23 protein-coding genes are annotated in these 23,331 nt (G+C 68.1%); 11 read left to right on the top strand and 12 right to left on the bottom strand.

Going from position 1 to position 23,331, the window contains the following annotated elements; genetic code table 11:
- Positions 1–122 precede the first annotated feature (122 nt).
- From AWC25_RS02555 to AWC25_RS02545, 3 genes are all read left to right on the top strand, one after another.
- On the top strand, positions 123–530 hold the full coding sequence (locus AWC25_RS02555; protein ID WP_069398400.1) for a cold-shock protein: 408 nt from the start codon (positions 123–125) through the stop codon (positions 528–530).
- 84 nt (positions 531–614) lie between these two features.
- A complete protein-coding gene (locus tag AWC25_RS02550; RefSeq protein WP_085166297.1) occupies positions 615–2,594 on the top strand; it encodes an acyl-CoA dehydrogenase family protein in 1,980 nt (659 codons plus the stop codon).
- 13 nt (positions 2,595–2,607) lie between these two features.
- The gene (locus AWC25_RS02545) at positions 2,608–3,612 is read left to right on the top strand and encodes a glutathione S-transferase family protein (RefSeq protein WP_069398402.1); all 1,005 of its coding nucleotides are present in this window, start codon (positions 2,608–2,610) and stop codon (positions 3,610–3,612) included.
- 41 nt (positions 3,613–3,653) lie between these two features.
- Here AWC25_RS02545 and AWC25_RS02540 read toward each other — a convergent pair whose 3' ends face one another.
- Positions 3,654–4,142, bottom strand: a complete 489-nt coding sequence (locus tag AWC25_RS02540; protein WP_069398403.1) for a DUF2771 domain-containing protein — start codon at positions 4,140–4,142, stop codon at positions 3,654–3,656.
- An 18-nt stretch (positions 4,143–4,160) separates the two neighbouring features.
- Entirely contained in the window at positions 4,161–5,825 is a 1,665-nt protein-coding gene (locus tag AWC25_RS02535) for an MFS transporter (protein ID WP_142278673.1), read from the bottom strand.
- 116 nt (positions 5,826–5,941) lie between these two features.
- On the opposite strand from AWC25_RS02535, the gene AWC25_RS02530 reads away from it, so the two are divergent.
- A complete protein-coding gene (locus AWC25_RS02530; protein ID WP_142278662.1) occupies positions 5,942–6,853 on the top strand; it encodes a DUF3027 domain-containing protein in 912 nt (303 codons plus the stop codon).
- A gap of 48 nt (positions 6,854–6,901) precedes the next feature.
- On the opposite strand, the gene AWC25_RS02525 is transcribed toward AWC25_RS02530, so the two are convergent.
- Complete coding sequence (locus tag AWC25_RS02525) at positions 6,902–7,177, bottom strand: DUF2530 domain-containing protein (protein ID WP_069398405.1); 276 nt, start codon at positions 7,175–7,177, stop codon at positions 6,902–6,904.
- A 121-nt stretch (positions 7,178–7,298) separates the two neighbouring features.
- On the opposite strand from AWC25_RS02525, the gene AWC25_RS02520 reads away from it, so the two are divergent.
- The 3 genes from AWC25_RS02520 to AWC25_RS02510 are packed head-to-tail and all read left to right on the top strand — an operon-like array spanning position 7,299 to position 8,895.
- Complete coding sequence (locus AWC25_RS02520) at positions 7,299–7,730, top strand: Rv0880 family HTH-type transcriptional regulator (protein ID WP_069398406.1); 432 nt, start codon at positions 7,299–7,301, stop codon at positions 7,728–7,730.
- Positions 7,727–8,554 carry a TrmH family RNA methyltransferase gene (locus AWC25_RS02515; RefSeq protein WP_069398407.1) on the top strand — a complete coding sequence of 276 codons (828 nt, stop codon included), beginning with the start codon at positions 7,727–7,729 and terminating at the stop codon, positions 8,552–8,554. Before AWC25_RS02520 ends, AWC25_RS02515 begins: the two co-directional genes overlap by 4 nt.
- Positions 8,555–8,607: 53 nt before the next feature.
- Complete coding sequence (locus tag AWC25_RS02510) at positions 8,608–8,895, top strand: DUF2537 domain-containing protein (RefSeq protein WP_069398408.1); 288 nt, start codon at positions 8,608–8,610, stop codon at positions 8,893–8,895.
- Between the two features lie 11 nt (positions 8,896–8,906).
- Here the strand turns inward: AWC25_RS02510 and sepH are convergent, their stop codons facing one another.
- The gene (gene sepH / locus AWC25_RS02505; protein ID WP_085166295.1) at positions 8,907–9,707 is read right to left on the bottom strand and encodes a septation protein SepH; all 801 of its coding nucleotides are present in this window, start codon (positions 9,705–9,707) and stop codon (positions 8,907–8,909) included.
- 134 nt (positions 9,708–9,841) lie between these two features.
- On the bottom strand, positions 9,842–10,978 hold the full coding sequence (gene serC / locus AWC25_RS02500) for a phosphoserine transaminase (RefSeq protein ID WP_372513576.1): 1,137 nt from the start codon (positions 10,976–10,978) through the stop codon (positions 9,842–9,844).
- A 238-nt stretch (positions 10,979–11,216) separates the two neighbouring features.
- On the opposite strand from serC, the gene AWC25_RS02495 reads away from it, so the two are divergent.
- Together AWC25_RS02495 and AWC25_RS02490 are read left to right on the top strand one after the other, a co-directional pair.
- The gene (locus AWC25_RS02495) at positions 11,217–12,242 is read left to right on the top strand and encodes an AurF N-oxygenase family protein (protein ID WP_069398410.1); all 1,026 of its coding nucleotides are present in this window, start codon (positions 11,217–11,219) and stop codon (positions 12,240–12,242) included.
- 17 nt (positions 12,243–12,259) lie between these two features.
- Positions 12,260–13,942, top strand: coding sequence for an FAD-dependent oxidoreductase (locus AWC25_RS02490; RefSeq protein ID WP_069398411.1), 1,683 nt, complete (start codon positions 12,260–12,262; stop codon positions 13,940–13,942).
- On the opposite strand, the gene AWC25_RS02485 is transcribed toward AWC25_RS02490, so the two are convergent.
- The gene (locus AWC25_RS02485; protein ID WP_069398517.1) at positions 13,939–14,388 is read right to left on the bottom strand and encodes a VOC family protein; all 450 of its coding nucleotides are present in this window, start codon (positions 14,386–14,388) and stop codon (positions 13,939–13,941) included. The two genes, AWC25_RS02490 and AWC25_RS02485, sit on opposite strands and share 4 nt — an antisense overlap.
- 126 nt (positions 14,389–14,514) lie before the next feature.
- Positions 14,515–15,636 carry a citrate synthase 2 gene (locus tag AWC25_RS02480; RefSeq protein ID WP_069398412.1) on the bottom strand — a complete coding sequence of 374 codons (1,122 nt, stop codon included), beginning with the start codon at positions 15,634–15,636 and terminating at the stop codon, positions 14,515–14,517.
- 71 nt (positions 15,637–15,707) lie between these two features.
- On the opposite strand from AWC25_RS02480, the gene pdxH reads away from it, so the two are divergent.
- Both pdxH and AWC25_RS02470 read left to right on the top strand, forming a co-directional pair.
- Complete coding sequence (gene pdxH, locus AWC25_RS02475; protein ID WP_069398413.1) at positions 15,708–16,379, top strand: pyridoxamine 5'-phosphate oxidase; 672 nt, start codon at positions 15,708–15,710, stop codon at positions 16,377–16,379.
- Positions 16,380–16,620: 241 nt separating this feature from the next.
- A complete protein-coding gene (locus AWC25_RS02470) occupies positions 16,621–17,913 on the top strand; it encodes a citrate synthase (protein ID WP_069398414.1) in 1,293 nt (430 codons plus the stop codon).
- Positions 17,914–17,976: 63 nt separating this feature from the next.
- On the opposite strand, the gene AWC25_RS02465 is transcribed toward AWC25_RS02470, so the two are convergent.
- From AWC25_RS02465 to AWC25_RS02445, 5 genes are read right to left on the bottom strand one after another with little or no spacing between them, the layout of a single operon-like run.
- A complete protein-coding gene (locus tag AWC25_RS02465; RefSeq protein ID WP_085166294.1) occupies positions 17,977–19,536 on the bottom strand; it encodes a phytoene desaturase family protein in 1,560 nt (519 codons plus the stop codon).
- Positions 19,537–19,539: 3 nt separating this feature from the next.
- Positions 19,540–19,803 carry a DUF2630 family protein gene (locus AWC25_RS02460; RefSeq protein ID WP_069398416.1) on the bottom strand — a complete coding sequence of 88 codons (264 nt, stop codon included), beginning with the start codon at positions 19,801–19,803 and terminating at the stop codon, positions 19,540–19,542.
- A 50-nt stretch (positions 19,804–19,853) separates the two neighbouring features.
- Positions 19,854–21,194 (bottom strand): sensor histidine kinase, encoded by a 1,341-nt coding sequence (locus tag AWC25_RS02455; RefSeq protein ID WP_069398417.1) that lies wholly within the window; start codon positions 21,192–21,194, stop codon positions 19,854–19,856.
- Positions 21,195–21,208: 14 nt separating this feature from the next.
- Entirely contained in the window at positions 21,209–21,919 is a 711-nt protein-coding gene (gene prrA, locus AWC25_RS02450) for a two-component system response regulator PrrA (protein WP_142278661.1), read from the bottom strand.
- A gap of 50 nt (positions 21,920–21,969) precedes the next feature.
- Positions 21,970–23,217 (bottom strand): MFS transporter, encoded by a 1,248-nt coding sequence (locus AWC25_RS02445; RefSeq protein WP_085166348.1) that lies wholly within the window; start codon positions 23,215–23,217, stop codon positions 21,970–21,972.
- Positions 23,218–23,331 lie beyond the last annotated feature (114 nt).

Raw genomic sequence — 23,331 nt, 5'->3', positions numbered from 1 at the left:
AACGGGGGTGCTGGCCGGGCAACCACCCGAGTAGGATCTGAATCCGCATCGCGTCCTGCATTTGCGGGGCGCTTCTTGTGTGTCCATTCCTAGCTATTCCGTCAGACAAGCAGGTGAGACCAGTGCCGACCGGCAAGGTTAAGTGGTACGACGCCGAAAAGGGATTCGGCTTCCTGTCACAGGAAGACGGTGAGGACGTGTACGTCCGCTCGTCGGCGTTGCCCGAGGGGGTCGAGGGACTCAAGACCGGGCAGCGGGTGGAGTTCGGCGTGGCCTCCGGCCGACGCGGCCCGCAGGCACTGAGTCTCAAGCTGATCGATCCGCCGCCCAGCCTGGCCAGGACCCGCCGCGAGACCCCCGTCGAGCACAAGCACAGCCCCGACGAGCTGCACGGCATGGTCGAGGACATGATCACCTTGTTGGAGAGCACCGTGCAGCCCGAGTTACGCAAGGGCCGATACCCCGACCGCAAGGTGGCGCGCCGGGTCTCCGAGGTGGTCAAGGCGGTCGCCCGCGAGCTCGACGCCTGACGCCGCGCCGGGCGGATCGCCGCGTACCACGCGCCAGTTTGGGTACTCACCTCTTCGCGACAGTCATGTAGCGAGGAGGCTGCGATGGCACAGCAAGCGCAGGTCACCGAAGAGCAAGCCAGAGCACTGGCCGAAGAGTCCCGCGAAAGTGGTTGGGACAAACCGTCCTTCGCCAAGGAGCTGTTTCTCGGCCATTTCCCGTTGGAGCTCATCCATCCGTTCCCGAAACCGTCCGACCAGGACGAGGCGCGTACCCGCGAGTTCCTGGGCAAGCTGCGGGAATTCCTGAACACGGTCGACGGCAGCGTCATCGAGCGTGATGCGCGGATTCCCGATGACTACGTCAGGGGACTGGCCGCGTTGGGCTGCTTTGGCATGAAGATCCCGTCCGAGTATGGCGGGCTGAACATGTCGCAGGTGGCCTACAACCGGGCCCTGATGATGATCTCGTCGGTGCACCCCAGCCTCGGGGCGTTGCTGTCGGCGCATCAGTCGATCGGGGTGCCCGAGCCGCTGAAACTGGCCGGCACCGAGGAGCAGAAACGGCGGTTCTTACCGCGGTGCGCCGCCGGCGCGATCTCGGCCTTTCTGCTCACCGAACCTGACGTGGGTTCGGACCCCGCGCGGTTGGCCTCGACGGCGACACCGGTCGAGGACGGGCTGGCCTACGAGCTCGAGGGCGTGAAGCTGTGGACCACCAACGGTGTCGTCGCCGAACTTCTGGTGGTGATGGCCCGCGTGCCCCAGAGCGACGGGCACCGTGGCGGCATCAGCGCGTTTGTGGTCGAAGCGGATTCGGCCGGCATCACGGTGGAACGGCGTAACTCCTTTATGGGCTTGCGCGGGATCGAGAACGGCCTCACCCGCCTGCACGGCGTGCGGGTGCCCCGGGAGAATCTGATCGGGCGTGAAGGCGACGGCCTCAAGATCGCGCTGACGACGTTGAACGCCGGACGGTTGTCCATCCCCGCGAACGCGGCCGGCTCGTCGAAATGGGCGTTGAAGATCGCCCGCGAATGGTCCGGCGAGCGGGTGCAGTGGGGCAAGCCGTTGGCCAAACACGAAGCCGTGGCCCGCAAAATCTCGTTCATCGCGGCCACCAACTATGCGCTGGACGCCGTGCTGGAACTGTCGGGGCAAATGGCCGACGAGGGCCGCAACGACATCCGTATCGAGGCGGCGCTGGCCAAACTGTGGTCCAGCGAAATGGCGTGCGCCATCGCCGACGACCTCGTGCAGATCCGCGGCGGACGTGGCTACGAGACGGCCGAATCGCTCGGCGCGCGCGGCGAACGCGCCGTACCCGCCGAGCAGATGCTGCGCGATCTGCGAATCAACCGCATCTTCGAGGGGTCCAGCGAGATCATGCGGCTGCTGATCGCCCGGGAGGCCGTGGATGCCCACCTGAATGCGGCCGGTGACCTCGCGAAACCCGACACGGGGTGGCGTGAAAAGGCAGCGGCGGCTGTCGGCGCGAGCGGCTTCTACGCAAAGTGGTTGCCCCAGTTGGTCTTTGGCGAAGGGCAGCGGCCCAAGGCCTACAGCGAGTTCGGCCCGCTGGCCGCGCACCTGCGGTTTGTCGAACGATGCACCCGCAAGCTGGCCCGCAACACCTTCTCCGGGATGGCGCGCTGGCAGGCCAAGCTCGAGCAAAAGCAAGGATTTTTGGGACGCATCGTCGACATCGGAGCCGAGCTGTTCGCCATGTCGGCGGTGTGTGTGCGGGCCGAGGGTCAGCGCGTGGCCGATCCACAGCTGGGGGAGCAGGCGTACGCGCTGGCCGAAATGTTCTGTCGGCAAGCAACTTTGCGGGTCCAGGCATTGTTCGACGCGTTGTGGGCCAACACCGACGACGGTGATGTGAAACTGACCGGCCAGGTGCTGCAGGATCGCTACACCTGGCTGGAGGAGGGCATCGTCGACCAGTCGGAGGGTACCGGGCCGTGGATCGCGCATTGGGAAGCGGGCGAGTCGACCGAGACCAACCTGGCCCGGCGGTTCCTGACGGCATCGACATCGGACTCGGCGTCGGAGTCGGCATCGACGAGCTCAATGGCCCGGTAGCACAATTGTGGCCATGGCCACCTACGTTGCCGGCGCCGGCGAATTCACCCGTGACACCAACTACATCACCACCCGCATCACCGCCGATGGCCGCGACGGCTATCCGGTGCAACCTGGTAGGTATCGACTGGTGGTGGCCCGGGCCTGTCCGTGGGCCAACCGCGCCATCATCGTGCGGCGCCTACTGGGCCTGGAAGATGTTCTATCCATTGGGTTTTGCGGGCCCACGCATGACGAACGCAGTTGGACCTTCGACCTGGACCCCGGCGGCGTTGACCCCGTCCTGAAGATTCCGCGGCTGCAAGATGCCTATTTCAAACGGGTCCCCGACTACCCCAAAGGGATCACCGTGCCGGCGATCGTCGACGTGCCCTCCGGCGCCGTCGTCACCAACGACTTCGCGCAGCTGACGCTGGATCTATCCACCGAATGGACCGCCTACCACCGCGCGGGTGCGCCCGCGCTCTACCCGGAACATCTGCGTGACGAGATCGACGAGGTGAACCAGCGCGTCTACACCGAAATCAACAACGGCGTGTACCGATGCGGATTCGCCGGCTCACAGGAGGCCTACGACGCCGCCTACGATCGGCTGTTCACCGCGCTGGACTGGGTGAGCGATCGCCTGAGCAACCAGCGATACCTGGTGGGCGACACCATCACCGAGGCCGATGTGCGGCTGTTCACCACCTTGGCCCGGTTCGATCCCGTCTACCACGGCCACTTCAAATGCAACCGCAGGAAGCTGTCCGAGATGCCGGTGCTGTGGGCGTACGCCCGGGATCTGTTCCAGACGCCCGGTTTTGGCGATACCACCGACTTCGTTCAAATCAAACAGCACTACTACATCGTGCACGCCGATATCAATCCGACCGGGATCGTGCCGAGGGGGCCGGACCTGACCGAGTGGCTTTCCTCGCACGGCCGAGAAGCTTTGGGGGGCAGGCCTTTCGGTGATGGAAGCCCTCCCGGCCCGCCGCGCGAAGGGGAGCGGGTGCCACCCGGCCACGGCGCCTAGCGCGCTGTTGGCCCGAACGACTCGAGGGTTATAGAGGACAGTCAGAAGACCGTCCGCAGCGACCACTCGGCGTGCGGGACATCGCGCAGCTCACCCGACGGGTCGACCACCAGGGTCAGCAACTGCACCACGATTCCGGTCAGGCGTCCGCGCTGGGCGTCGACTGAGGGGATCGTGACGGCGAACCGGGTGTTGGGACGGAACATGGTGGTGGCGGTGTTGGCCGGATCCTCATACACCTGCAACAGCCGCCACGGCGCTCGCGCAATCGCGGCCGGCACCGAAAGCTGTACCGGGTAGCGATCGCTGACGCGCAGCTCGCCCTGCGCCTGCGGCTGCCGACAGTCGTTGAGGTTGAGCACATTGCAGTACAGGTAGGGTCCCACGCGGACCAGCTGCCCGTGCGAATATGCGCTGATCTCGGGTGCTTGCGGGCCCGGCTTGCGCAGCAGCCACCAGGTGCCGAGCCCGGCGCCGGCGGCCAGCAGCAGCACCACCGCCGCGAGCGCGGCGGCCACACGGGGTCTCACTGTGACCTCACTGTGGTCTCACTGGGGCGCCGCAGCGGTCATGCCGGCTCCCCGGCGCATGCCTTCTTGTTCGACCATCACCGGCCGGTTTCCTCCGAGGCCCGGGATCAAGGAGTTGCCGCGGAAGCTGACCACGGTCTGCGCCAACCCCAAAATCAATATCGCGCTGACGGCCGTGAAGCCTACCCACAGCTCGGTGTAGACCAGAACACCCAGCGCCCCGCCGAGCACCCAGGCCAACTGCAGCGTCGATTCGGAGCGGCCAAAGCCCGACGCCCGGGATTCCTCCGGCAGGTCGTCTTGCAGCGACGCATCCAGCGAAGCCTTCGCAATCGCGCTGGCCCCCGAGGTGACCAGGGTTGCGATCGTGGCCGCCATCAGGGTGCCGGCCACCGAGGCGGTCAGCGCCACCGCGCATACCGCCACCGTGCAGCGGACGACGAGCACGGCGGGGCGACCCAGTTTCAGCCGGGCACTGATGAAGTTGCCGACGAAGTTACCGATGCCGGCCGCCGCGCCGATGATCCCCAGCATCGCAAGCTGTATCCACCCGTTGGCGTCGTGTGCCTTGGCGACGAACGCGGGATACAAAAACAGGAAGCCGACCATCACCTTGATCGTGCAGTTGCCCCACAGCGAGGTGATGATGTTGCGGCCCAACGGTTGTCGTAACGCCCCGCCTACCTTCTTGACCTCCCGGTGCCAGCGATGCCGCTGCGGCTCGCTGTCCTGGTGATAACTCAGCGTGGCGGGGACCTCGCCCGCGGTAACCTCCACCCATCGCGGAATCCGCATCGACAGCATGGCGCCGGCGATCGTGACGGCAACGACGACGAACAATGCCCCGGGCAGTTTGAGCAGATGTGTGCCGAGAAACTCGACTCCCCCCGCAATCGCCCCGCCGACGATGGTGCCGCCGAGCAGACCGAACATGGTCAGCCGGGCGTTGACGCGGACCAAGTCGATCGTCGGCGGCATGACCCGCGGTGTCACCGCGCTGCGCAGCACGCTGAAAGACTTGGAGAACACCATCATGGCCAGCGCGCAGGGATAGAGCACCCAAGAGGGAAAGCTGCCGCTCGCCCCGTCGTAATTCATGATCAGCAGCACCGCCAGCGCGGTGCGCAGCCCGAACGACATTGCCAGCGCGACGCGGCGGCCGTGCTGCAACCGGTCCAGCGCCGGGCCGATCAACGGGGCGATCACCGCGAAGGGCGCGATGGTGATCAACAGGTACAGCGCCACCCTGGATTTGCTCTCGCCGCTGGCCGCGGCGAAAAACAAGGTATTGGCCAGCGCCACCGCCATGGCCGAGTCGACGGCGGAGTTCGCCACCACCGGCCAGGTTAGCGCCGTGAGACCGGACTTGTCGGCGCCGTCGGCGGTGGCCGCCCGCTGCACCATCCAATACATCCGCGAACCCATCTCGCGGCTGCGCAGGGCCGCCGCGCGGGTGACGGTGATTCGTTCCCCGGACGGCGGACGGCGCGGTGGCGGGTTGGGCCCGTCCGGTCCTTTCTGCCGGCCCAGCGGCGGTAGATAACGATTGGCGCTCGGCGGAGGCGGCGGGCGGCGGGTGCGCCGGGCAGCGTCGTCGGCGGGGTAATTGGCGGGGTAATTGGCCATGCCCGGATGCTCGTTCGACAACCCCGTACGGCCGCGGCGGCCCTGGTAGGGGCCCAACCGGCCCGCATCGTCACGCCGCTGCCCAGACACGAATCAATTCTGTCTCATGGCGAGGGTCAACCGGGCGTGGCTCGCCAACCTACTATTGAGACGCGATGCATGGAGACGAAAGCGTGACCGGACCCGCCGAGGAATCCGCCGTGGCAACCGTGACCGAGTGGCCCGAAGAGTTGGCGGCGGTGCTGCGGGGTGCGGCCGACCAGGCCAGGGCGGCCGTGGTGGAGTTCAGTGGCCCGGACGCGGTGGGGGATTACCTGGGCGTCAGCTACGAGGACCCGAACACCGCGACGCACCGCTTCCTGGCCCACCTGCCCGGCTACACCGGATGGCAGTGGGCCGCCGTGGTCGCCGCCTATCCCGGCGCCGCGCAGGCCACGATCAGTGAGGTCGTGTTGGTGCCCGGGCCCACGTCGTTGCTGGCGCCCGAGTGGGTGCCCTGGGAGCAGCGGGTGCGGCACGGCGATCTGAGTCCGGGCGATCTCCTGCCGCCGGCCGCCAACGACGAGCGGCTGGTTCCGGGCTATACCGCCAGCGGTGACCCGCAGGTCGACGAGACGGCAGCCGAAGTCGGATTGGGTCGGCGGTGGGTGATGGGCCTGTGGGGGCGCGCTGAGGCCGCCGAGCGATGGCATACCGGCGACTACGGCCCGGAGTCCGCGATGGCGAGGTCGACCAAACGCGTGTGCCGCGACTGCGGCTTCTTCCTGCCGCTGGCCGGATCGCTGGGCGCGATGTTCGGAGTGTGCGGCAACGAGCTGTCGGCCGACGGGCACGTGGTCGATAAGCACTACGGGTGCGGCGCGCACTCCGACACGCCGGCTCCGGCCGGCAGCGGGTCGCCGATGTACGAGCCTTATGACGACGGTGTGCTCGACATCATGGAGCCGGCCGCCGAGCCGCCGGAGCCGCCGGAGCCGCCGGAGCCGGCGGCAGAGGCACCCGGGGAATCACCGGAATCGCCGGAGCCGCAGTCCGGTGTGGAGCCCAGCGACGCCACCGAACCCAGTACGGACTCAACCGACTAGCCGTTCCCGGCGTGCCGGCGTTGGTCCGCGGGTTCTCGCTTGTCGCAACTACTTACGGTCGACAAAGTTCTCCAGGCCGGTCTGCGCGCCGCGTTCGCCGCGGCGAGCCCCGGCCAGCTGCAGCAAGAAGATCGACGTGCCCACCACGCCGGTGCCCAGCCCGGCCAGCGCCACCGGACGCCAACTCTCCAGCGAGGGAACCAGGAACGCGGCGACCGCGACGCCCAGCCAGCCCAGCGCGCCGACGATGATGAACGGCCACACCCGAAGCAGCGCGGGCGGCAGCGGCGGCGGCTGCGGGCTCGCCCCGGATTCGGCGCTCATCGCGATCAATTTACCCAGGCGCCCCGCCCGAACCGACGTCGGCGGTTGTACGCGGTGCGTGTTAGGCCACCCTTCGACGTTTCTCGACCCGAATTCTCGCGTTCCGATGTAACCTCGCGCCATGCCTGACAGCGATGCGCGGCTGGCGGCCGATCTGTCACTGGCGGTCATGCGGCTGGCGCGCCAACTGCGGTTTCGAAATCCATCCTCTCCGGTGTCGCTATCGCAGCTGTCGGCATTGACGACTCTGGCCAACGAGGGCGCGATGACGCCGGGCGCGTTGGCGATTCGCGAACGCGTCCGCCCCCCGTCGATGACCAGGGTCATCGCATCCCTGGCGGACGAAGGCTTCGTGGATCGCACGCCGCACCCGGTCGACGGCCGACAGGTGTTGGTATCGGTGTCGGAGTCCGGCGCCGAATTGGTCAAAGTGGCCCGCCGGGCCCGGCAGGAGTGGCTGGCCGAGCAACTCGCGACGCTGGACAACGACAAGCGCGCCATCCTTCGCCAGGCGGCCGACCTGATGTTGGCGCTGGTCGACGAAAGCCCGTGAGCGCTGGCCTGGATGTCCAGGACGTCAACGATCCCGACGATCCACGGCTCGACGATTTCCGCGACCTGAACAGCATCGACCGGCGGCCCGATTTGCCGACCGGCAAGGGCCTGGTGATCGCCGAGGGGGTGCTGGTCGTGCAGCGCATGCTGGCCTCCCGGTTCACGCCGCACGCCTTCCTCGGCACCCAGCGCCGGCTCGAGGAGCTCAGGGACGACCTGCTCGGCGCCGAGGGTTTGGGGGCGCCGTACTACCGCGTCGCTGCGGACGTGATGGCGCGGGTGGTCGGGTTTCACCTCAATCGCGGGGTGTTGGGCGTCGCACGGCGGGTGCCCGAGCCGAGCGTGGCAGAGCTGGTCGAAAACGCCCGGACCATCGCCGTGCTCGAAGGGGTCAACGACCACGAGAACCTGGGGTCGATCTTCCGCAACGCGGCGGGGCTGGGCGTGGACGCGGTGGTGTTCGGCAGCGGCTGCGCCGATCCGCTCTACCGCCGCGCGGTGCGGGTGTCGATGGGGCATGCCCTGCTGGTGCCCTACGCGCGCTCCACCGACTGGCCCGCCGACCTGGTGAAGCTGCAAGACCACGGTTTCCGGCTGCTGGCAATGACTCCGGACGACACCGCCCGCCCTCTGGCCGAGGCGATGCGCGCCGCGCGCGACGACCGCGTCGCCCTGTTGGTGGGCGCCGAGGGCCCCGGGCTCACCCCGACCACCCTGCGCCTGGCCGACATGCGGGTGCGCATCCCGATGTCGCGGGGCACCGACTCGTTGAACGTTGCCACCGCCGCGGCGCTGGCCTTCTACGAGCGAATCGCCCGGTGACGACGTCGGCCGCGGCCGGAGCTGGAACCGGACACCCGGGTTAGGCTCGCCGAATGAGCGACAAACTCGGCCGCAGTGCCCAGTCAGTGCCCTGGGCAACGGGTTTGACGGTGGCGGGGTTCGTCGCGGCGGTGACCGGCGTGGCGATTGTGGTGCTGAGTCTCGGTCTGATCCGGGTGCATGTGCTGCTGGCCGTGGGGCTCAACGCGGTGGCCGCCGGCGGGCTGGCGCCGACGCTGTGGGGCTGGCGGCGCACGCCGGTGCTGCGTTGGTTCGTGCTGGGCGCGGGGGTCGGGGTGGCGGTCGCGTGGCTGGCGCTGGTCGCGCACACCCTGTCTTAGCTAGGTCCTGGCTAGCGCTGACCGCCCGAACGCACGCCGAGCAACACGTCCTCCCACGCCGGGATGACCGGCCTGCCCCGACGGCTGTGCACCGGCTGCGGTCGCTGCGCTTCTTCCGGCCGCTCCTGCACCCGCTCCGGCGTCTCCGCCGGGTCCGGCGCAGCAGCCGCGGCGGGCCCGTTGAACTCGACGTGGGCCACCGGGGCGAGGGGCCGCAGCGGTCGCTCGAAGTCCGGATCGATCAGCTCGCTCGCGCCGTCGTCGATGGCGGTGACCGTCCCGCCGTGCGCGCCGGGGGTGAAGTGGAAATGCGCGAGGTTGTCCCCGCGGCCGACCTTGTACGCCAGTTGCACGGTCCACCGGTTGTCTTCGTTGCGCCACGCGTCCCAGCTGAGGCCGGTGGGATCCAGGCCGCGGGTGACCATGGCGGCGCTAACGGTCTCCAGCAGCGTCATGACCGCGGGCCCGTCGGCGAGCATGGGATGCGCCGCGGTTGCCAGCTCGGCGGCGCGGAACCGCTCCAGCAACACCGGGTGGGCGAACCGGCGCACTCGCGAGATGTCGGAGCCGGAGGCGGCGGCAACCTGCTCGACCGAGGCGCCGGCGCGGATCTTGGCCTGAATCTCCTTGGGGCTCAGCATGTTGGTGACCTCGATGTCGAGGTGCGGTTGCTCGGGCGATGCCGGTTCCTTGCGCAGCAGATCCCGGAGCCGGTCGTTGGCCGCCAGCTTGAATTGTTCCGCGGGATCATCACCGTGGCAGATGATGTATTTGCTGTCGGCGTCGAGCCCAACCACTTTGAGTTCCCGCATGGCTTCTCCTCGCAGGCTTCGTGCAGGCCAGCTTCGATTTCTCCGGACCCATCACTCTGCCGCACTCTAGTCCAGCTAACGCCCACAACTGTGCTGACACGCTGGGCGGTTGCGCGTCGATGGCCGGCGAAACGCTAGAGACGCTCGACGACCCAGTCGACGCACTGAGTCAACGCGCTGATGTCGTCGGGGTCGACCGCGGGGAACATCGCGACCCGCAACTGGTTGCGGCCGAGTTTGCGGTACGGCTCGGTGTCGACGATGCCGTTGGCCCGCAAAGTCTTGGCCACCGCCGCCGCGTCCACGTCGTCGACGAAATCGATCGTGCCCACGACCTGGGAGCGCAGCGCCGGGTCGGCGACGAACGGCGTGGTGTACGGCCGCTCCTGCGCCCACGAGTACAACCGCTGCGACGAATCCGCGGTCCGCTTGACCGCCCAGTCCAGTCCGCCGTTGCCGAGCAGCCAATCGAGTTGCTCGGCCATCAGCGCCAGGGTGGCGATCGCGGGGGTGTTGTACGTCTGATCCTTGAGGCTGTTGTCGATCGCGATCGGCAGCGACAGGAAGTCGGGAACCCAGCGACCCGACGCCGCGATCGCCTCGACCCTGCCCAGCGCGGCGGGGCTCATGATCGCCAGCCACAGGCCGCCATCGCTGGCGAAGTTCTTCTGCGGAGAGAAGTAATAGGCATCGGTGTCGGCGATGTCGACGGGCAGCCCGCCGGCGCCCGACGTCGCGTCGATGACGACCAGAGCCTCACCCGACCCGGCCGGGCGGCGGATCGGGACCGCGACCCCGGTCGAGGTCTCGTTGTGCGCCCACGCGATCACGTCGACCGACGGGTCGGTCTGTGGCTCCGGCGCGCTGCCGGGCTCGGCCTTGATCACGACCGGGTCGCCGACGAACGGATTGTTGGCGACCGCGGAGGCGAACTTCGAGCTGAACTCCCCGTAGGTCAGGTGGAGTGACCGCTTGTCGATGAGCCCGAAGGCGGCCGCGTCCCAGAACGCCGTCGCGCCGCCGTTGCCCAGGATGACCTCGTAACCGTCCGGCACGGAGAACAGCTCGGCCACACCCCTGCGCACCCGGCCCACCAGATTCTTGACCGGCGCCTGCCGGTGCGAGGTGCCGAACAGGGCGGCCCACCCAGTTTCGCCGCTGGTGCTCAGAGCCTGCAATTGCTCGGGCCGGACCTTGGATGGACCGCAACCGAAGCGGCCGTCGCGCGGTTTGATGTCTGCGGGGATCTGGAGCTGGTCAGCCATGGTCATCAGGGTAGTGAGCGGACCTGGCAAGGCGACGCAGCGGCCCGTTGTTACCCCGCCCCGAGCGGTGCTGCACCCCGGGCAACGGTCCCGCCTCGGGTCTGGTTTGTGAGGCATGTCACATCACCGCGGTGACCCCCGGTCAGGCAACAGGGACCGGCCAGGCCTAGCTAATTCCCGGTACCTGCGGTACCGTTTTGGACATTGCACGTCCAAATGTAAACCTCGTTGGGGAGGCTTGGATATGGCCAGGACGCGAATGGTCCGGCGCTGGCGCCGCAATATGGAAGTGCGCCACGACGCCGAGTACGTGAAAACGCTCGCCACACTGTCTGAGGGGTCGGTGCGGCGAAACTTCAACCCGTACACCGACATCGATTGGGAGTCGCCGGAGTTCGCGGTCACCGAGAATGATCCCCGGTGGATTCTTCCGGCGACCGACCCGCTGGGCCGCCATCCCTGGTATCGGGCGCAATCCGAAGACCGCAAGATCAAGATCGGCATGTGGCGCCAGGCCAACGTGGCCAAGGTCGGCCTGCACTTCGAGTCCATCCTGATCCGGGGCCTGATGAACTACACGTTCTGGGTGCCCAACGGATCGCCGGAATACCGGTACTGCTTGCATGAGTCGGTTGAAGAGTGCAACCACACCATGATGTTCCAGGAAATGGTCAACCGCATCGGCGCCGACGTGCCGGGCATGCCGCGGCTGCTCAAGTGGATCTCGCCGTTGGTTCCACTGGCGGCCGGACCGCTGCCGGTGGCTTTCTTCATCGGTGTGCTCGCGGGTGAGGAACCGATCGATCACACTCAGAAAAATGTTCTGCGCGAAGGCAAGTCATTGCATCCGATCATGGAGCGGGTGATGGCGATCCACGTCGCCGAGGAGGCGCGGCACATCTCCTTCGCGCACGAGTTCCTGCGTAGGCGGATACCGGAGTTGAGCAAACGGCAGCGATTTTTCACCGCCCTGTTCCTGCCGTTGACCATGAAAGTATTGTGCCGGGCAATCGTGGTGCCGCCCAAGCAGTTCTGGCGCGAGTTCGACATTCCGCGCGAGGTCAAAAAGGAACTGTTCTTCCGGTCGCCGGAATCGCGCAAGTGGCTGTCCGACATGTTCGGCGATGTGCGGATGCTGGCCTACGACACCGGGCTGATGGACAACCGGTCGGCGCGGCTGATGTGGCGCATCTGCAAGATCAACGGGAAGCCGTCGCGCTACCGCAGCGAGCCGCAGCGGCAGCACCTGACGGCCGCGCCGGCCGCCTGAGGACCGCGAGATCGGTTATGCCGCATGTGATCACCCAGTCGTGTTGCAACGACGGGTCCTGTGTTTTCGCCTGCCCGGTGAACTGCATCCACCCGTCGCCGGATGAGCCGGGCTTCGCCACGGCCGAGATGCTCCACATCGATCCGGACGCCTGCGTGGACTGCGGTGCCTGTGTGAGCGCGTGCCCTGTGGGGGCGATCGTCCCCGACAACCGGCTCGACGGCAAGCAACTGCCGTTCGTCGAGATCAACGCCTCGTTCTATCCCGACCGGCCCGCGGACGTGAAGCTGCCGCCGACGTCCAAACTGGCGCCGGTGCTGCCGGCCCCGCAGGTGCGGCCCCGCCGCCAGCCGCTGACGGTGGCGATCGTCGGTTCCGGGCCGGCGGCGATGTACGCCGCCGACGAACTGTTGACCCAGCATGGTGTGCGGGTCAACATTTTCGAAAAGCTGCCCACACCTTACGGTTTGGTGCGTGCGGGAGTGGCGCCCGACCATCAGAACACCAAACGGGTCACCGACCTCTTCGACCGGGTCTCGCGTCATCGCCACTTCCGCTTCTACCTCAATGTCGAGGTCGGCAGGCACCTGAGCCATGCCGAATTGCTGGCTCATCATCACGCCGTGCTCTACGCGGTCGGCGCGCCCAACGACCGACGACTGGACATCGACGGCATGGGAATGCCGGGGACCGGCACGGCGACCGAATTCGTCGCGTGGGTCAACGGCCACCCTGACTTCAGCGATCTGCCAATCGATCTCAGCCACGAACGGGTGGTGTTGATCGGCAACGGCAACGTCGCCCTGGACGTCGCCCGGGTGCTCACCGCCGACCCGGACGATCTGGCCCGCACCGACATTTCCGACCGTGCCCTTGCCGCGCTGCGCGGCTCCGCGATCCGTGAGGTCGTCATCGCGGCGCGCCGGGGTCCTGCCCACTCTGCGTTCACCCTTCCCGAATTGATCGGACTCACCCACGCATCCGACGTCGTGCTCGACGCGCACGACCACGCTCTGGTGGCACGGGATCTCCCAACCGCGCCAGACCGGCTGACCCGGCATAAGCTCGAAATCTTGACCAGGCTCGCCGATGCCTCTGCTCCCGGCGACCGTCCCCGCATCCGGCTGACCTATGAGCTCACTCCCGAACGCGTGCTGGGCGAGCGTCGCGCCGCCGGTATGGAGTTCTCGGTGACGGGCACCGACCAGGCGCGGCGCATCGACGCCGGCCTGGTGCTGACGTCGATCGGATACCGCGGCAAGCGCATTCGCGATCTTCCGTTCGACGAAGCGGCCGCCGTGGTGCCGAACGCGCAGGGTCGTGTCGTCGACCCCGACTCCGGTCACCCGGTGCCGGGCGCCTATGTCGCGGGTTGGATCAAGCGCGGGCCCACCGGCTTCATCGGCACCAACAAGTCCTGCTCGCTGCAGACCGTGCAGGCGCTGGTCGCCGATTTCAATGCCGGCGGACTGACCGACCCCGTCGGCCCGCGCGCGGCGCTGGAGGAGCTGGTCCGCGGCCGCGTGCCCGATGTCGTCGACGCGGCGGGCTGGCGCGCCATCGACGCCGCCGAGATTGCGCGCGGCGTTGACGACGGGCGGCCGCGCAAGAAGTTCACCGCGGTGTCCGACATGCTGGCGACCGCCGCGACCGCGCAGCCGGCACCGCCACGCCGGCTGTTGGCGCGGCTGCTCGGTTAGCCGGCCGACATCGCGGCTTGCATTTCCTCCGGGCTGACCTCACGCACCGGTTGTCCCAGCGACCAGTGGTGGCCGAACGGATCGGCCAGTACCCCGTAGCGATCCCCCCAGAACTGATCCTGCAGCGGGGCGACGACCGTGGCTCCGGCGTCGACCGCGCGCTGGAATTTGGCGTCGACGTCGGTGACCGTCAGATGAATCGTTACCGGCGTGCCGCCCAGCGACTTCGGGCTCATGGACTTGCCGCCGCAGGTCTCCGGGAAGTCGTCGTTGAGCATCACCAAAAAGCCGTTGATCCGCAGCGCGGCGTGCACCAGCTTGCCGTCCGGCCCGGGCAGGCGTCCGAGTTCCTCGGCGCCAAATGCCTTGACGTAGAAGTCGATCGCCGCGGCGGCGTCGTCCACCACCAGGTGCGGGGATACTGCGGGTTCGATGTTGATGGCCATTGCGGTCTCCTTGCTGTCGTGGCGCGGTCCAACCTCGGGCGGAGGCTGGCTCACGGTACTGACCGGCACCGCGACGCAAACTCATCGCGGCGAAGACCAGTCAATCGCCGGCCACCGACAAAACCGTCAGGCGTGGGCGAGTACCCGGTCCCAGCCCTCGACGGATTCGGGGCTGCGCGGCCCCGGCCCCACGTAGATGGCCGACGGGCGGACCAGCTTGCCCAGCCGCTTCTGCTCAAGGATGTGCGCGCACCAGCCCGCGGTGCGCCCGCAGGTGAACATCGCCGGCATCATGTTCGCCGGTACCTGGGCGAAGTCGAGAATCACCGCCGCCCAGAATTCGACGTTCGTCTCGATGGCCCGATCCGGACGGCGCTCGCGCAATTCGGCGAGGGCCGCCTGTTCCAACGCCACCGCGACCTCATGGCGCGGGGCGCGCAGTCGCTCGGCGGTCGCGCGCAACACCCGGGCCCGCGGGTCCTCCGCCCGGTAGACGCGGTGCCCGAACCCCATCAGCTTGTCGCCGCTGTCCAAAATCTTTTTCACCAGGCCACGCGCGTCGCCGGTGCGCTCTACTTCTTCGAGCATGGGCAGCACGCGGGCCGGAGCGCCGCCGTGCAGGGGCCCGCTCATCGCCCCGATCGCCCCGGACAGCGACGCGGCGACGTCGGCGCCGGTGGACGCGATCACCCGCGCGGTAAACGTCGAGGCGTTCATGCCGTGCTCGGCCGCCGACACCCAGTAGGCGTCGATGGCCTCGACATGGCGAGGGTCGGGTTCACCCTGCCAACGTGTCATGAAACGTGCTGTCACCGTTTGGCATTCGTCGATCACCCGTTGCGGCACGGCCGGCTGATAGATGCCGCGCGCGGACTGCGCGACGTACGACAGCGCCATCACCGAGGCGCGGGCCAACTGGTCGCGGGCGGTGCCTTCGTCGGTGTCGAGTAGCGGCTTGTAACCCCAGATCGGGGCCAGCATGGCCAGGCCCGCCTGCACGTCGACGCGGACGTCGCCGGTGTGGATCGGCAGCGGGAACGGCTCGGCGGGCGGCAAACCGTGGCCGAATCTACCGTCGACCAACAGCGCCCAGACGTCACCGAAGGTGACCTGCTGGTTCACCAGGTCTTGGATGTCGACCCCGCGGTAGCGCAGCGCGCCACCGTCTTTATCCGGCTCGGCGATCTCGGTGGTAAACGCGACCACACCTTCGAGGCCGGGGACGAAATCTTCCGGGACCACAGTCATGGGAAAATTCTTGCACTCCGCCTCCGGGCCGACGCTACCGGCCGGTAGCAAGCGCCGGTAGCGTTGGCCCGATGGCAGGACCAGACCCCGCAACGGATCGGGATCACTTGCAGCGGATGCGCGTGGAATACGGCTCGTCCGAACGGGACGGCAGTTCCGACCTCGACGCTTCCTGGCTCGACGGCGGATGGCTTGCGTTGCTGCGCACCTGGATCCGGGACGCCGAGCGGTTCGGGGTCGCCGAGCCCAACGCCATGGTGCTAGCTACCGTAGCCGACGGCCGACCGGTCAGCCGCACGGTGTTGTGCAAGAGCGTCGACGAGACCGGGATCACCTTCTTCACCAACTACGACTCGGCCAAGGGCCTGGAACTGGCGCGCACCCCGTATGCATCGGCGACCTTCCCCTGGTATCTGCTGGGGCGGCAGGTGCACGTGCGCGGCACGGTGACCAAGGTCGACCGGAAGGCCACCGAAGACTACTGGTCCAAACGACCGCGCGGCTCGCAGCTGGGAGCGTGGGCCTCGCACCAGTCGCAACCGATCGCGTCGCGGGCTGCGCTGATCGAGCAGCTCGCCGAGGTGACCCAACGCTTCGCCGACGCCGAACAAGTTCCGGTGCCGCCCAACTGGGGCGGATACCTGATCGCGCCCGAGGTGGTCGAATTTTGGCAGGGGCGGGAAAACCGGCTGCACAACCGGATTCGCGTCGCGGACGGGAAGGTCGAGCGTCTCCAGCCCTAGCCCGCGGCGCTCGGGAGTGATATCGGGAGTGATAATTGCCTCACGCCGGCACCCCGAATCGTCGATTTCCCGGGTGCCGCAGACCAGCAACACCGCACGACAAGGCCCGGTTCACCCGGCAGTGAGCCGTCGGCTCAACGGAGGAGACCCCGGGCGGGCGCGCCGCCGCGATAACGACTACCTTCAGCTATACGCACCTAGTCAGGGGCAGCCATACCAGCCAGAGCGCAAAGGGGTTCTCGTGGCCGACAGCGACGACACCGCAAGTTTGACGTACCCGGGCGGTGAGATCGACCTGCAGATCGTCAACGCCACCGAAGGAGCTGACGGTATTGCTCTCGGCCCGCTGTTGTCGAAGACCGGCTACACGACCTTCGACAACGGATTCGTGAACACGGCCGCGTGCAAGAGTTCGATCACCTACATCGACGGCGACGCGGGGATCCTGCGCTATCGCGGGTACCCGATCGACCAGCTCGCCGAGAAGTCGACCTTCATCGAGGTCTCCTATCTGCTGATCTACGGCGAGCTGCCGACCAGCGAACAGTTGGCCGACTTCACCAAGCGCATCCAGCTGCACACGATGCTGCACGAGGATCTGAAGCGGTTCTTCGACGGCTTCCCGCGCAACGCGCACCCGATGCCGGTGCTGTCCAGCGCGGTCAACGCGCTCTCGGCGTACTACCCGGATTCGCTCGACCCGATGGACAGCGAGGATGTGGAGCTGTCGACGATCCGGCTGCTGGCCAAGCTGCCGACGATCGCCGCGTACGCCTACAAGAAGTCCGTCGGCCAGCCGTTCCTCTACCCGGACAACTCGCTGTCGTTGGTGGAGAACTTCCTGCGAATGACGTTCGGGCTGCCCGCCGAGCCGTACCAGGCCGACCCCGAGGTGGTGCGGGCCCTGGACATGTTGCTGATCCTGCACGCCGACCACGAGCAGAACTGCTCGACGTCGACGGTGCGGCTGGTGGGCTCCTCGCAGGCCAACCTGTTCACCTCGATCTCCGGGGGTATCAACGCGCTGTGGGGCCCGCTGCACGGCGGCGCCAACCAGGCCGTGCTCGAGATGCTCTCCCAGATCCGCGAAAGCGGCGACGACGTCAGCGAGTTCGTCCGCAAGGTGAAGAACCGCGAAGAGGGCGTCAAGCTGATGGGCTTCGGCCACCGGGTCTACAAGAACTACGACCCGCGTGCCCGGATCGTCAAGGAGCAGGCCGACAAGATCCTGGCCAAGCTGGGCGGCGACCCGCTGCTGGACATCGCCAAGCAGCTCGAGGAGGCCGCGCTGACCGATGACTACTTCATCGAGCGCAAGCTGTATCCGAACGTCGACTTCTATACCGGGCTGATCTATCGCGCGCTGGGTTTCCCGGTGCGGATGTTCACGGTGCTGTTCGCGCTGGGCCGGCTGCCCGGGTGGATCGCGCATTGGCGCGAGATGCACGACGAGGGAGACAGCAAGATCGGCCGTCCGCGCCAGATCTACACCGGCTACAACGAACGCGACTACGTCGGTATCGACGGGCGCTAGCGGAGATCGCGAGCGCGGCGTAGCCGGGCGATGCGGGTCGCCGCCGTCGAATAAGCGCGGCTCCTAGTCGAGCGAGGCCAGCACCGCCATTGCGGCATTGTGCCCGCCGATACCCGACACGCCGCCACCGCGGCGAGTACCGGAGCCGCACAACATGATTCGCTGATGGGCGGTGGCCACACCCCAGCGCCGGGCCGGGCTGTCCAGCGCGTCGTCGTCATCGGCGAACGGCCAGGACAACGCGCCGTGAAAGATGTTGCCGCCGGTCATACCCAGGGAGTGCTCGAGATCCAGGGTGGTTGTTGTCTCGAGGCAGGGCCGGCCCTGGGGGTCGGTACTTAGCACGTCCTGAATCGGCTCGGCCAGAACGGAATTCAGCGATGCCAGCACCGCCTCGGTGAGCTGGTCGCGGGAAACCGGCGGGTCGGCGGTGACCAGTCGGTGGGGCGTATGCAGGCTGAACACCGTCATCGTCTGGGCACCCGAGTCCCGCAGTCCGGCCGACAGGATGCTCGGGTCGGTCAGCGAATGGCAATACGCTTCGCACGGCAACGGATTCGGTAGTTGCCCGGCCGCGGCCTGCGCGTAGGCGGCGTCCAGTTGCCGCCACGTCTCGTTGACGTGAAATGTCCCGGCGAAGGCTTGCTCGGGATGGACATTCGGGTCACGCAGCCGGGGCAGACGGCGCAGCACCATGTTCACCTTCACCTGCGCTCCCGGCGTCAGCGGCGGCGGCGCTTCGCCCAGGAGTGCGGCCAAGACCGCCTGTGTCACGCCGGCCAGCACGAACCGGGCCCGCAGCCGGTGCTCTTCGCCGTCGCGGCGGAAGCACACCGAGCCGTCCGGCTCGATGCGGAAAACCTCTGCGCCGGTTACTATTTCGGCCCCATAGCGCACGGCCGCGGCGGCCAGGGCGGCGGTCACCGCGCCCATTCCGCCGATCGGGACGTCCCAATCGCCGCCGATCAGGTGGTACAGGAAACAGATGTTCTGCCGCAGCGAAGCCTCATCCAGACGGGCGAAGGTGCCGATCAGCGCATCGGTGGCGATCACACCGCGGACCAAATCGTCGCGCACCGCGTCGGCGATGGCATGCGCGATCGGTTCCTCGATCAGCGCCCGCCACGCCGCGGCAGCCTCGGGGCCGTTGTCGTCCACGACCAGCCGCCGCGCGTCCGTGCGAGTGCGCAGCGGTTGCAGCAGTGTTGGGCGGAGCCGCTCGGTCACCAGCCGGCAACGCCGGTAGAACGCGGTGTACCCGTCTTCGTCGGCGCCGATGGCGCCGACGGAACTGCCGGGCGACCCGATCAGCAGACCATCACGGCCGCCCGTCACGGGATTGGGGGTATACGACGAAAACCGCCGCGGGGCCAGCCGGATCGGCGCGCCCAAATCCTCGACGATGCGGGCCGGTAGCAGGCTGACCAGGTAGGAATACCGCGAGACCCGCACGTCGACCCCTGCGAAGGCCTGCGCGGAGACCGCGGCGCCACCGACGTGGCCCAGCCGTTCCAGCAGCCGCACTCGCAGGCCCGCGCGGGCCAGGTAGGCGGCGGCGACGAGGCCATTGTGGCCGCCACCCACGACGACCGCGTCACAGTCGGCCGCGTCATCGAGGGGCATGAGTTAGTTCAGGTATCCCTCGACCTGGTCGCCGGGACGCACCGACGCCTCCCGCGGGTCACCGCCGGTTTCGCGCAGGGCGCGCCGCTGTCGCAGCAGATCCCAACACTGGTCGAGTTCGACCTCGACCCGCCGCAGCCGATCGTTTTCCTCGGACTCGCTGATGTCGCGGTGCTGCAGCTGCGCCCTGAGGTCCTTTTCCTCGGCCACCAGGGAGCGAATGCGTGCGAGGGTGTCGCTGTCGGTCGGTTGGGTGCCATCGCTCATCGCTCCAGTGTGCCCGATGCACGTTGCCGGCACCGGGCCGTCGGCTTGTCTCAGCGGGGGGCGGGCAGTCGTAGCAGCAGCCGGGCACCACCAAGCGGGCTGTCTTCCAGCGACGCCGTGCCGCCGTGCAGGTGGGCCTGCTGGGCGACCAGCGCCAACCCCAGCCCTGACCCGGAGTGCGACGCCGTCGACCCGCGGGAGAACCGGTCGAACACCACATGCCGCTCGCTCTCGGGCACGCCGCTGCCGTTGTCGTCGACGGCGATCTCCACCCCGGCGCGCGAGCTGACCGCCGAGAGCTGGACCCGGGTGGCGCCGCCGTGCTTGACGGCGTTGGCGATCGCGTTGTCCACGGCCAGGCGCAGCCCGGCCGGCAACCCGACGATGATGCAGGTGGGGGAGGGCACCAGCGACACATCCAGGCCGGGATAGATCCGCATCGCATCGTGGGCGGCGCGGTCCAGCAGCTCGGTGATGTCGACGGGCACATGGTCGTCGGAGGTGGACAGCTCGCCCTGCGCCAACCGCTCCAGCGCGGTCAGCGTGGCTTCGATCCGGGACTGGGTGCGGATGACGTCGCCGAGCACCTCTTTGCGCTGATCGTCCGGGAGATCCAGGGTCGACAGCACTTCGAGGTTGGTCCGCATCGCGGTCAGCGGGGTGCGCAGTTCGTGTGAGGACACGGCGGCGAAGTCACGTGCCGAGGACAGCGCCTCCTTGGTCCGGTTCTGCTCGTCCCAGATGCGCTGCAGCATGCCGCGCATGGCCTCGGCGATCTCGACGGCCTCGCTGGCGCCGTGCACCTCGACCCGTGGCGCCTCGTCACCGGTGTCGATCAGGCGCGTCTGCTGCGCCAGCTGTTTGAACGGGCGCACCGCGAAGGAAGCCAGCAACCAGGCGAACACCGTCGACGCGAAGATGGCGAACCCGCAGATCAGCAGCACCCGCCGGTGCAGGTTGTTGGTCTCGGCGAGGGTGGTGTCGTAGGTCGCGCCCACCGCGAGCGTGGTCGGCTCCGGTCCGGGGATCTCCACGGTGCGGACCCGGTAGCGCACGCCGTGGACATAGGTGTCGGCGTAGTCGACGTCCAGCTGGGGCAGCGTCACGTCGGAGTTCGACTTGACCAGGCTGCCGCGCCGGATCGTCATGATGGCGTCGCGGTCGTTGGGCGAACGCGGGATCTCCTCGAGGCCGCGGGGCAGAAACGGCAGCGCGAATCCGGCGGCCTCGTCGAGCCGGCGGTCCAGCCGCTCCTTGCGGTCGTTGGTGATGCCGACCCAGACCACGGCGCCGACGATGAGCACCGGGATCGCCGCGCCGATGGCTGTCGCGAGCACCACCCGGGTCCGCAGGGACGGTGTACGGGCCAAGATCCGCGACAGGAAGTTCATGGCGGTGGCTGCACCTATTGCATGCGCAGCACGAACCCCACGCCGCGGACGGTGTGCAGCAGTCTGGGGCCGCCGTTGGCCTCCAGCTTGCGGCGCAGGTAACCGATGAAGACATCGACCACGTTGGTGTCGGCGGCGAAGTCGTAACCCCACACCAGCTCCAGCAGCTGCGCGCGGGACAGCACCGCGGTCTTGTGCTCGGCCAGGACCGCCAGCAGGTCGAACTCGCGCTTGGTCAAGTCGACGTCGACGCCGTTCACCCGGGCGCGCCGGCCGGGAATGTCCACTTCGAGCGGCCCTACCGTGATGGTTTCCGACGAAGACGTCGCCGTGGCGCCGCGACGGCGCAGCAACGCCTTGACCCGCGCGACCAGCTCGGCCAGCACGAACGGCTTGACCAGGTAGTCGTCCGCGCCCGCCTCCAGCCCGGCCACCCGGTCGTCGACCGAGCTGCGCGCCGACAGCACGCAGACCGGCACGTCGTTGTCCATCGCCCGCAGTGCCGTCACCACGCTGACACCGTCCAGCACGGGCATGTTGATGTCGAGCACGATCGCGTCCGGCCGGGTCTCGGTGGCGCTGCGCAAGGCTTCCGCGCCGTCGACTGCGGTCGAAACCTCGAACCCGGACAGCCGCAGCCCGCGTTCCAGGGAGGCGAGCACGTCGGAGTCGTCGTCGACGACCAAAACCCGCGGTGAGGTCACACCAGAGTCCATGCCGCCCATTTTGCCGGATTCTTGGCGTCGGCTGCGGGATGCCGACCGGGTCGGCGTGCTCAGGCCGCGTCGGCGACCGCGGGAGGCCGGGCGGGGCCACCGTCGACTCGGCGCAGCGTGGTGGCGAACCCGAGCCAGATGAGCAGCGATCCCACCGAAATTGCACCGAGCAACAGGAAGGCGGCCGGGTATCCGAGGTGCTGGGCCACCACCCCGCCCAGGATCGGGCTCAGCGCGCCGCCGAGGCCCTGCGCCGCCATGATGGCGCCCTGGCCGACATTGATGTGGCCGGTACCGTCGAGCAGCCGGGCCACCAGGCCCGGTACCGCGACCGAGAGCATGCCGGCCCCGACGCCGTCGAGCATCTGCACCGGAATGACGCCCCAGCTGGTGATCAGGCCGGCGGCGAGCAGCCCGCGCACCGGTAACGCGCTGAACGCGATCAGGATGGCCCACCAGTAGCCACGGGTCTGGGCGATCCGCATGGCCGCCAGTGACGCGACGATCATCACCCCCTGCGCCACGACCACCGTTTCAGCCACCGTGATGAACGGGTTGGCGTGGGTGGCGACCACGGCCAGCCCGTAGAGCGGCAGCATCGCCGCATTGCCGAGGTGGAACAGCACCAGGGCGGCGGCCAGCGCCAGCAGCGGTTTGGATTCGAGCAGCACGCGCATCCTGCTGACCGGGGCGCCGCCCGCGGTCGCCTCGCCCCGCGCGATGTGATCGTTGATCCGGCCGGCGGGGATCGCCAGGACGGACACGATGGCCAGCCCGGCGAATCCCACGGCCAGCCAGAACACTCCGGCATACCCGAAGATCCAGCCGACGAGCCCGGACGCCCCGGCGCCGACCAGGTTGCCGGCGTGGTTGTAGGCCTGATTGCGCCCGTTCTGCGCGGTGAAGCCGGCTTGTCCCACCAGCCCGAGGGTGATGCCGATCACGGCCGGGGCGATGGTGGCGCCCGAGACGCACATGACGGACTGCGCGGCGGCGACGACCCAGAAGTGTCCGCAGGTGAGGATGACGGCCGAGGCCGCGACGGCGCCCAGGCCGACCACGATGACGCAGGTCCGTTTGCGGGAGGTGGCGTCGACCAGTGCGCCCGCCGGAGCGACGCTGATCATGCCGACGATCGCACCCAGGGTGATGACCGCGCCGATGGTGCCGGTGGTCCAGCCGCGCCCGGCGAGCAATACGCCGAGGAAAGGGCCCATGCCGGCTTCCATATCCGCCATGAAGAAATTCAGCGACTGCAGCGCGACCCGGTCGCGACCGAAAACCACAGCCTGGTCTCGACAACGCATGCCTCGATTGTGGCGAAACCGCAGCGGCACAGCGCAACTCGACGCTTGCGGACGGGGCGATAACGGCCATAATTGGCACTCATCGGATGAGATTGCTAACGCGTGCCGTGCGGC

The sequence above is a fragment of the Mycobacterium sherrisii genome, from assembly GCF_002102355.1.
Classification (GTDB): domain Bacteria; phylum Actinomycetota; class Actinomycetes; order Mycobacteriales; family Mycobacteriaceae; genus Mycobacterium; species Mycobacterium sherrisii.
The sequence above is the reverse complement of the archived record's forward strand: the minus strand, read 5'-3'. Positions and strand labels throughout refer to the sequence as shown.